Source organism: Segatella paludivivens DSM 17968 = JCM 13650 (assembly GCF_000373185.1).
In the GTDB taxonomy this organism is placed as follows: Bacteria; Bacteroidota; Bacteroidia; order Bacteroidales; family Bacteroidaceae; genus Prevotella; species Prevotella paludivivens.
The window spans coordinates 59,622-68,933 of record NZ_KB890639.1 but is presented as its reverse complement, the minus strand read 5'-3'; the positions used below and the strand labels follow the sequence as shown (position 1 = coordinate 68,933).

The 9,312-nt window shown below is 37.6% G+C and carries 7 protein-coding genes and 1 tRNA gene; 5 read left to right on the top strand and 3 right to left on the bottom strand.

All coding sequences use genetic code 11. The annotated features are described in order from the left end of the window. On the top strand, positions 1-2,572 hold a 2,572-nt coding region (locus tag B045_RS0106465; RefSeq protein WP_018463458.1), incomplete at its 5' end, for an outer membrane beta-barrel protein. Positions 2,573-2,731: 159 nt separating this feature from the next. On the opposite strand, the gene B045_RS0106460 is transcribed toward B045_RS0106465, so the two are convergent. Further along, positions 2,732-3,856 (bottom strand): TlpA disulfide reductase family protein, encoded by a 1,125-nt coding sequence (locus B045_RS0106460; RefSeq protein WP_018463457.1) that lies wholly within the window; start codon positions 3,854-3,856, stop codon positions 2,732-2,734. Between the two features lie 152 nt (positions 3,857-4,008). Beyond that, the gene (locus tag B045_RS0106455) at positions 4,009-5,940 is read right to left on the bottom strand and encodes a DEAD/DEAH box helicase (protein ID WP_018463456.1); all 1,932 of its coding nucleotides are present in this window, start codon (positions 5,938-5,940) and stop codon (positions 4,009-4,011) included. A gap of 303 nt (positions 5,941-6,243) precedes the next feature. Between B045_RS0106455 and B045_RS0106450 the strand changes: the two genes are divergently transcribed. From B045_RS0106450 to B045_RS0106435, 4 genes are all read left to right on the top strand, one after another. Beyond that, entirely contained in the window at positions 6,244-7,041 is a 798-nt protein-coding gene (locus B045_RS0106450) for a DUF3298 and DUF4163 domain-containing protein (protein WP_018463455.1), read from the top strand. A 25-nt stretch (positions 7,042-7,066) separates the two neighbouring features. Beyond that, on the top strand, positions 7,067-7,624 hold the full coding sequence (locus B045_RS0106445; protein WP_018463454.1) for a sugar O-acetyltransferase: 558 nt from the start codon (positions 7,067-7,069) through the stop codon (positions 7,622-7,624). 51 nt (positions 7,625-7,675) lie between these two features. Beyond that, the gene (locus tag B045_RS0106440; RefSeq protein WP_018463453.1) at positions 7,676-8,212 is read left to right on the top strand and encodes an LOG family protein; all 537 of its coding nucleotides are present in this window, start codon (positions 7,676-7,678) and stop codon (positions 8,210-8,212) included. Positions 8,213-8,312: 100 nt separating this feature from the next. After that, positions 8,313-8,385 (top strand) — tRNA-Pro (locus B045_RS0106435). 166 nt (positions 8,386-8,551) lie between these two features. On the opposite strand, the gene B045_RS0106430 is transcribed toward B045_RS0106435, so the two are convergent. Then, complete coding sequence (locus B045_RS0106430) at positions 8,552-9,310, bottom strand: succinate dehydrogenase/fumarate reductase iron-sulfur subunit (protein ID WP_018463452.1); 759 nt, start codon at positions 9,308-9,310, stop codon at positions 8,552-8,554. Positions 9,311-9,312 lie beyond the last annotated feature (2 nt).

Below are 9,312 nucleotides of genomic sequence, written 5' to 3'. Positions count from 1 at the left end.
GACAGACAATAAAATAAAAAGATATATATTATTTCTGATTGCATCTCTGGTTGCCATCTCTGTCAGTGCACAGAGAATCACACATGATTTTAGAGACGTCTCCATGTCAAAGGCTCTGAAGATTATAGAGGCGAATACCAGTAAGTACAAGATTAACTTTATCTATAACGAACTTGAAGACTTTACCGTTACTACGAGCATTGACAAGAAAACTGTTCCCGATGCCATAAGAGACGTGATAGGCTTTTATCCCTTAAAGATGACTGTTGATGGAGATAACATCTTTGTAGAGTGTGTACAGAAAGAAAATACGAAACTAATTGGGGAGGTTGTCGACAAGAGAGGGCAACCCATAGTTTACGCCAATATATCATTGCTGTCTGCCAAAGACTCAACATTCATCAATGGTGGAGTAAGCAATCTGGCAGGCAAGTTTGTTATTCCATGTAGTGCAAAGCATGCCTTGGTCAAAGTATCCTGCATAGGCTATAAGACCATTTTAAGGGCATTCGATGCCGGGGATATTGGCAAGATAATCATGACAGAAGATATGCAAGTAATCAAAGGTGTCATTGTTAAAGGACATCGTCCAATATTTAAGCATGAAGAAAACAAAATAATTTTTGATATTAATCAGATGCAAAAGATTGAGAACCTAACGTCCAAAGATGTATTGAAGTTTGCACCTGGAGTAATAATAAATTCAAATGGCGAAATCAAGATGGCAGGGAAGAAAGCAACAGTTTTCGTTAATGGCAGACAATTGTCTGATGAAGAACAAAGCGCTTTCATGACAAATCTTAAAGCTTCAGAAATATCAAAAATAGAGTTGTCTCAAAATCATGGTGGTGAAAATGATGCAAGCATTCAAGGTGGTATCATAAATATTATAACCAAGAAAAATAGACATGGTTTTACTGGTAATATGGATTTATATTCAAGTACACCACAGTCAGGATATTACAATCTTGCACCGTCTGCAAATATGTTTTTTGGAACAGATAAATGGAACATATATGGCAGTTACTCATATTCTAAAGCAAGAGCTTCACAATACAATGAAACAGAAAATATTTATTTATATAATGGCACAAAGCACGCTGAAAAAGGAAGTTCTCTAAGCTTTAAGAAACAGCACGTGTATCGTATTGGAGCCATTTTTAATATTACCCCAAAACATACCTTTGGGCTGGAGTTAAATGGGATAAGTAGTCTACCAACTAATAGTTATGGGAAAGATGACGTGACTTATACACTAGAAAACAATAATTCTTTTAATGGAGAAGGACTATCACATTATTATAGTCATTCTGATTTTTATAATATTGTAGGGTCATATAATTGGAACATTGATAATCAGAAGAGTTTGCTAAAAGTATTATTAAACTATAATAATAAAAATCAGAAAACTGATAATCGATTAGAAACAAACTATCTGAATTATTCAGAGAAAAATATAAATGAAACAGATGTAACATCTGCGCAATCGCATAATATCACGTCAAATATTGATTTACGTAAGAACTTCCTTGGACAATGGAGTTTCTTATCAGGAGTAAAACTTTTAACAAGCAAAAGGAATAGTTTTTATTCTGTAGACAACAATATTGATGCTAGCAGAACTACTGCAGGATGGAAATATAGAGAAAATATCTATGGTGGATATATAGGAGGCTCCAAAAATATAGGGAATTTATTTTTGAAATTAAACTTTCGTATTGAGAAGACAAACATTAATGGTCATGTAGATGAAAATAATACTAGTATAAAATATACGAATTTTATTCCTTACATTTTCGCTTCATACCATACAACCCACAATTATGAATATTCTTTTTATTACACAAAATCCATTAACAGACCGCCATTCTCTTTGATGAATGGGTATGTTAATCGCATATCAGATGTATTGTATGACAAAGGAAATCCTAATTTGAAAGCAGAACAAACAGACATGCTAAACTTTACAGTTTCTCATGCAAGACATACGCTATCATTGATATATAATCATACGCCGAATACTATTACTGAGTATTTTGAAGTTGAAAATGGAATCACTTACCACACAAATATAAACTACGGTACAACATCATCCCTGATGCTTAATTACTCATACAGCGGTTCAATTTTCAAGTGGTGGCAAACAAATTTATACCTATCAGGAAATTATACACGCATCCCACAAAGTTATAATAAAACAAAACTATTTGGCGGTGAAATGAACTTTAATAATAGAATGATCTGGAATCATTTTGGAATACTTTCCATTGGTGCATGCTGCAATTCACCATTTATAAGCGGAAATTTATATTGTAAAGGTTCTACGACTATGGATTTGTCAATAGAACACTCTTTTTTAAAGGATGCATTGACAATACAACTTGGTACGGATGACTTATTTAACGGTAGTAAAACAAAAGCTATTAATCGCGTTCCAACACTAGAATACAATGTATATATAAAGAATCAGACACGTCAAATATGGTGTAGAATTGCATATAGCTTTTCTACCAAGTCAAAAACAAATAAAAACAAAATTGATAACTATAACAGTATAAAGGATAGACTGTAGAAAATAAGATTATTATATATCAGGCATTTCCATAAATAAAGCAACATGACAAAGCTATATTTACGGAAACATCGATACAAGCCTATTTATTATGAAAACTAGGTTTGGGCTTAGATATTAAAACAATAACGCCACGGAAATTTCCGTGGCGTTATTATTTTATTTTGAGAATGTATCATCAAGGAACTTATAGAAAGCTGGATCTTCACCAACTATTGTCTTAACAATCTTTCCGTCAGGACCGATAAGAATCTTTGTTGGGAAACCCTGAATAGCATAACCGTCAATAGCAGTACTGCCCTTAGGACAATATACATGCAACCAAGGCAATTCATGCTTCTGTACAGCCTCTTTCCATTTAGCTTCTGTATCATTACAGTCTACACCAAGAATCTCGAATTTACCAGCATATTTCTGATAATACTCCTTCATCTGAGGCATACCCTTTATACACCAGATACACCATGAACCCCAGAAATCAACGAGAACATACTTGCCACGCAGACTTGAAAGCGTTAATGGTTTACCATTGATATCATTTAATGTGAAGTCTGGAGCCATAACACCAGAAGCCTGTGCTGCCTTTGCTTTTGCCTCACGTTCGGATTTAGCCTTATAATTGTCTAAAACAGACTGATAGAATGGTTTAATTCTTCCATTCTTTACATTCTCTGCCAACAAAGCTACACCAGAATTAATTGTATCGGCATTAAGATTAGTAACAGCAACGGCACTTGCTTCCCAATTAGCATGATTCTTTATGAAAGAGAATATTGTAGAAGTGATAGCTTTTTCAAATTCTGGAGCTTTTGCCTCGTATTCATCCATTATCTTTCCACGATCTTCACCCGCAGCAATGCGTTTATCAAGACTTGCTTCATAATCCTTCATTGGTTTGCTTGCAGTCTCCAAAGCACGATCAAACTCACCATATTGCTTATAGAATAAACTACCACTTATATCATATCTTGTTGCGATATCACCTGTAAGAACAGCCATCTCACCAGGAATAGCCGGAATAACAATACGCTTGCTCTCTGTGTGGCGCATAGTACCAGGAGACATAAGATATATATTTGATGCTTCGGCGACATTAAGCTTTGCCTCAAACTTATTATCCTTTACAAGAATTGTATCACGCACATAGTCCTTGTTAACAGGAACAAAGGCAATTATTGTATCACCAAAGTTCTTCAGTTCACCCTTAACGGTAAAGTTGCCGTTATCTGCGAATGTAGCTTGAACAGAAAGCAACATCGCTATACCTAGAAATAATTTATTCATAAAACTGTTTTTTATATTTTTATCTATTTTGATACAAATGTACAACCGGAACACACTTAAATGAATATAAAGTGTAATTAATTTAAGTAATAATAACAGAAACGGGGTCGCAGACTAATCTGCGACCCCGTTTATCTATAAAGTGTTTAAAACTATTTCTTTCTTGGTTTTCTGCGTGCCCAACCTTCCTCGCTAAAGTCTGGTTCTGCACCCTTCAAATCACCACCTTTCATAAGATTTCTCCAGTCCTCAGGCTTATCTTGTGGCTTGTCTTGTGGCTTGTCTGAACGTCTTTCCGGTCTAACTCCATCACGTCTGCCTCCACGACTATCACGACCTCCACGATCATTACGATCATTACGATATCCGCCACGATCACTGCCACGGCTGCTACGCTCACCACCACGAGAAGAACGTCCGTGTCCCTCTTCTTCAGCGTCATTACAACGAACTTCACGTCCCTTATAACTTGTACCGTTGAGAGCTGCCATGACTTTCTGGGCATCACCTTCTGGAACCTCAATATAAGCAAAATTCTGCAAGATATCAATATGTCCCACTTCCTGACGTCCGTGGATATTCTTATTCAAGTATTGCATTATCTCGCCAGGATAGAAACCATCGTTCTTTCCAAGGTTGACAAACAAGCGACTGAATCCAGCCTCAGTATCATGCTTACGGCGAACACCGCTTGCACTTTTACCTCTTGAGCCTCTGTCACCACGATCACCGTCACGGTCACCCTTGCGTGCTCCGGTAGGTTTCTCTATTTCACGTGCATTCTTATAATATTCAAGGAAACGGCCAAAGGTTATTGTTACCATCTTCTTGATAATGTCTTCCTTGTCTACACATTCAAACTGACGCGTAATCTCATCAAGATATGGAGCAATCTGATCTTCATCAACATCGGTCTTCATTATTTCGTCCATTACCTTATAAAGCTGTTTTGTGCAGATTTCTTCAGGCTTTGGCAATTCACCATCGATAAACTCCTTACCAATTTGTTTCTCAATCTGACGAACTTTCCACTTTTCCTTTATATGGATAATACTTATTGATGTACCCTTCTTTCCGGCACGTCCTGTACGTCCGCTACGGTGAGTATAACTTTCAATATCATCAGGCAGACCATAGTTGATAACATGAGTAAGGTCTTCAACATCAAGACCACGTGCAGCTACATCTGTTGCGATAAGCAACTGAACTGTGTGCTGACGGAACTTCTGCATTGTGAGATCACGCTGCTGTTGACTTAGGTCTCCATGTAAAGCCTCGGCATTATATCCTTCCTTAATCAATTTATCAGCTATTTCCTGAGTTTCAATCTTTGTACGGCAGAAAATAATAGCATAGATATGTGGATAGAAGTCCACAATACGCTTCAAGGCAAGATACTTGTCTTTTGAATGAACCATATAGTATATATGGTCTATGTGTTCAGCACCTTCATTACGACTGCCTACAACAATTTCCTTATATTCATGCAAGTATTTCTTTGCTACTCTTTCAATATCTTTACCCATTGTAGCTGAGAAAAGAAGCGTGTTCTTATCTTCAGGCAACTGCTCGAAAATAGCGTTTATACTGTCTGAGAAACCCATATTGAGCATCTCGTCAGCCTCGTCAAGAACAATATTGTTGACATGGCCTAACTCGGTGACACCACGGTTAATCAAATCTACAATACGGCCTGGTGTGGCAACAATAATCTGCACACCATGCTTGATCGTACGGATTTGTGAACGAATATCTGCACCTCCATATACTGCTACTATATGAAGTCCGTCAATATACTTACCAAAACCGTTAAGATCATCCGCAATCTGAATACAAAGTTCACGTGTAGGACTAAGAACAATAGCCTGAGTAGCATTGTTTTTAGGGTCAATCTTTTGCAGCATTGGCAAACCATAAGCTGCAGTTTTTCCCGTACCGGTCTGTGCCAGTGCGATTACATCGTTTTTACTTCCTAATAAATAAGGGATTACTTCTTCCTGAACTGGCATTGGATGTTCAAAACCCAATTCCTCAATGGCACGGCGAATCTCTTCGCTTACGCCTAACTCTTCAAATGTCTTCAAAAAATAAAATTTTATATTGGAAGGACAATCGCCCTCCCAGCCATATACTTGGGCGTGAAGACCTTCCGCTAAATGAATAAATTATCACAAACAATAAGTTGTGACTTAAAATCGGGTGCAAAGTTACACTTTTATTTTGTAACAACATCATAAAACCATATTTATTTGTTTTATTTTCACTTTTTGAGTAAGCATATCTGAATCAAAGCCCTTTAATTTTATATAAAAATGACAGCTAACTAATTAGAATATTAATATAATTGAGTATTTTTACACTTCATTATTCGTAAATAATAAAGATTTATGAGAAAAACATTACAGACAATTGTTATCGGAGGATTGGCACTATGTGCTTTGAATGCCTGTACGCACAGTGAAACTATTCCTTATGATATTAGAGTTAAGACCGACAGCGTTACTATAAACAATAAAGTTGGCAACTTCTCTATAAAGGCAGATTGCCCAACAAGCAAAACAGAAGCTTTGACTAGCACTATAAATGAATGGTTGAGTGAAACAATGGGCGGAACATACGAAGGAGGATACAATGAGACTATGCCTATTGCAAAGCATTATATTAATACCGCTTTCGGTCATGACTCGGCTGATTATGCCGAACTAAAAAAGGATACAGCTAACAATGACCGTGAATGGAAGTACGAATACATTTGCAATTCACAAAAAACTGCTGAGACTGCGAAGTTCGTCACTTTTGAATATTCATGTTATGAATATCAAGGAGGTGCTCATGGCTCAACAATTGTGACAGGACAGACATTCCGCAAAAGCGACGGAAGACGAATAGGATGGGAAGTATTAAACAACACGTATGACGATGACTTCCAGAATATAATAAAGACTGGACTGAGAAAATATTTCAATGTCAATAATGATGACGAACTGAAAAGTTGCTTAATGCTTGACAACATGTATATTATTCCGCTCCCAAAATGCCCTCCCTTGTTTACTAGAGATGGTATTAAATTAGTCTACGGACAATATGAGATAGCTCCTTATGCAGCAGGGACTCCACAATTAACGATACCTTACTCGCAATTGAATAAGTTTTTGAATGTCACAGCTAAATCACTAATTAAATAGACTTCGTATTTATTCGCAACATATAATGAAAACAGAATTTGAAAAGATGCGTTCCGAGGAACTTTATAATTTCTTGGATAAAGAGATAAACATGAGTTTAAGGAATGCCAAAGATTTGTGCACACGTCTACAGGTACTCACTCTTTCATCATCTGAATATAGAGATGTAATTGAGAAACTCATTCCTAATTTTCCAAAATCATCTGGGATTTGTCCTCCTTTTCATTGCGACCATGGTTCTGGAATAAAAATTGGCGAGCGCTCGTTTATTAATTATAATTGCGTAATTCTTGACGGTGCATACGTCACAATTGGCAATGATGTGAAGATTGGACCTTCATGCCAATTGCTAACTCCACAACATCCAATAGACTTCAAAGCACGAAGAGGAACTTGTGAAACATCATTTCCGATAACGATAGGCGACGATACGTGGCTCGGAGGCGGCGTTATTGTATGTCCTGGGGTAAGAATAGGGAAGCGTTGTATAATCGCCGCAGGAAGCGTCGTAATACGCGATATACCGGATGATTGCATGGCTGCCGGCAATCCTGCCGTTGTAAAGAAGCATCTTAATAAATAAACATCAATACTTGGCATAAACAGAAATGCCACATTAACAATATATTTAAATATGAAAATATCAGTTTTTTGCTCTGCCAACGAGAATATAGACAAAGATTTCTTCAAAATGACAGAAGAGTTGGGAGCATGGATAGTACAAAACGGCCATTCAATCGTTTTTGGAGGATGTAACTGTGGCCTTATGGAATGTATAGGCAAAAGTGTTCACGAAGCTGGAGGAATGACAATAGGAGTTATTCCGCAGATTATTGAAAAGGGTGGAAAAGTTAGCAACTCAGTAGACGTAAACATAGCATGTGACAATCTTAGCGACCGTAAGGAACTGATGCTGGCAAAAAGCGATATTGTGATTGCACTTCCTGGAGGAATCGGAACTCTTGACGAGATATTCACGGTCGCAGCCAGCAATACAATTGGGTATCATAAGAAAATAGTGATACTCTATAATATGAAAGGATTCTACGATTCACTAATCGCACTACTCAATGATATGCAATCTCGTGGAATGATTCGTGGTCAATGGACAGATTATATACGCGTAGCCAATAACATATCAGAGATAGAAAATATCATTAAGTCTATATAGACGACTTTTATACATTTTATGCTATTGATTTAGATGGCTGTATAAATTTGGTGATTACGATTATTATTATTAAATTTGCACAGCATTTAAATAATGCAATCGGGATGTAGCGCAGTTGGTAGCGTACACGTCTGGGGGGCGCGAGGTCGCCGGTTCAAGTCCGGTCATCCCGACTTGCAAAATATAAGCGCTGGAACTTATTATAATAAGTTCCAGCGCTTTTTTATTGATTAACCAAGAGAATAATACATATCTTTTTGGTTTCATATATTATAAAAAGAAAAAGCCCTGCGATCAATAAATTGACGCAGGGCTTTAAAAGTATAATTATAATTTATCTTAATCTGCAAGCTTAGCCTTGATGAACTCACGGTTAAGGCGTGCTATGTTAGCGATAGATTCGCTCTTTGGACATACAGCCTCGCATGCACGAGTATTTGTACAGTTACCAAAGCCAAGTTCATCCATCTTAGCAACCATTGCCTTAGCGCGTTTTGCAGCCTCAGGACGTCCTTGTGGCAGAAGAGCCAACTGACTAACCTTAGAGCTAACGAAAAGCATCGCAGAGCCATTCTTACAAGCTGCAACACATGCACCACAACCAATACAAGTTGCGCAGTCCATAGCCTCGTCAGCGTTTCCCTTAGGAATAAGGATTGCGTTAGCATCCTGAGCCTGTCCTGTACGGATACTTGTATAACCACCAGCCTGAATAATCTTATCGAATGCAGAACGGTCTACCATACAGTCCTTGATAACAGGGAAACCGGCAGAACGCCAAGGCTCTACAGTGATAACATCACCTTCGTTGAAACGACGCATATAAAGCTGACATGTGGTAGCTCCACGCTCAGTCTTTCCGTGTGGTGTTCCGTTGATGTAAAGAGAACACATACCACAGATACCCTCGCGGCAGTCGTGATCGAAGACGAATGGTTCCTGACCTGCCTCGATAAGTTCCTCGTTAAGGATGTCAAGCATCTCAAGGAATGAAGTATCTTCAGGAATATTCTTCATCTCGTGTGTATCGAAATGACCTTGTTCCTTAGGACCATTCTGTTTCCAATACTTTATTGTGAAAGAAATATTTTTTACCATGA

What these genes read in the sequence shown, in the direction of transcription:
- B045_RS0106430 (WP_018463452.1), bottom strand. Translation starts at nt 9,310, where the DNA reads ATGGTAAAAAATATTTCTTTCACAATAAAGTATTGGAAACAGAATGGT.
- B045_RS0106460 (WP_018463457.1), bottom strand. Translation starts at nt 3,856, where the DNA reads ATGAATAAATTATTTCTAGGTATAGCGATGTTGCTTTCTGTTCAAGCT.
- B045_RS0106445 (WP_018463454.1), top strand. Translation starts at nt 7,067, where the DNA reads ATGAAAACAGAATTTGAAAAGATGCGTTCCGAGGAACTTTATAATTTC.
- B045_RS0106440 (WP_018463453.1), top strand. Translation starts at nt 7,676, where the DNA reads ATGAAAATATCAGTTTTTTGCTCTGCCAACGAGAATATAGACAAAGAT.
- B045_RS0106450 (WP_018463455.1), top strand. Translation starts at nt 6,244, where the DNA reads ATGAGAAAAACATTACAGACAATTGTTATCGGAGGATTGGCACTATGT.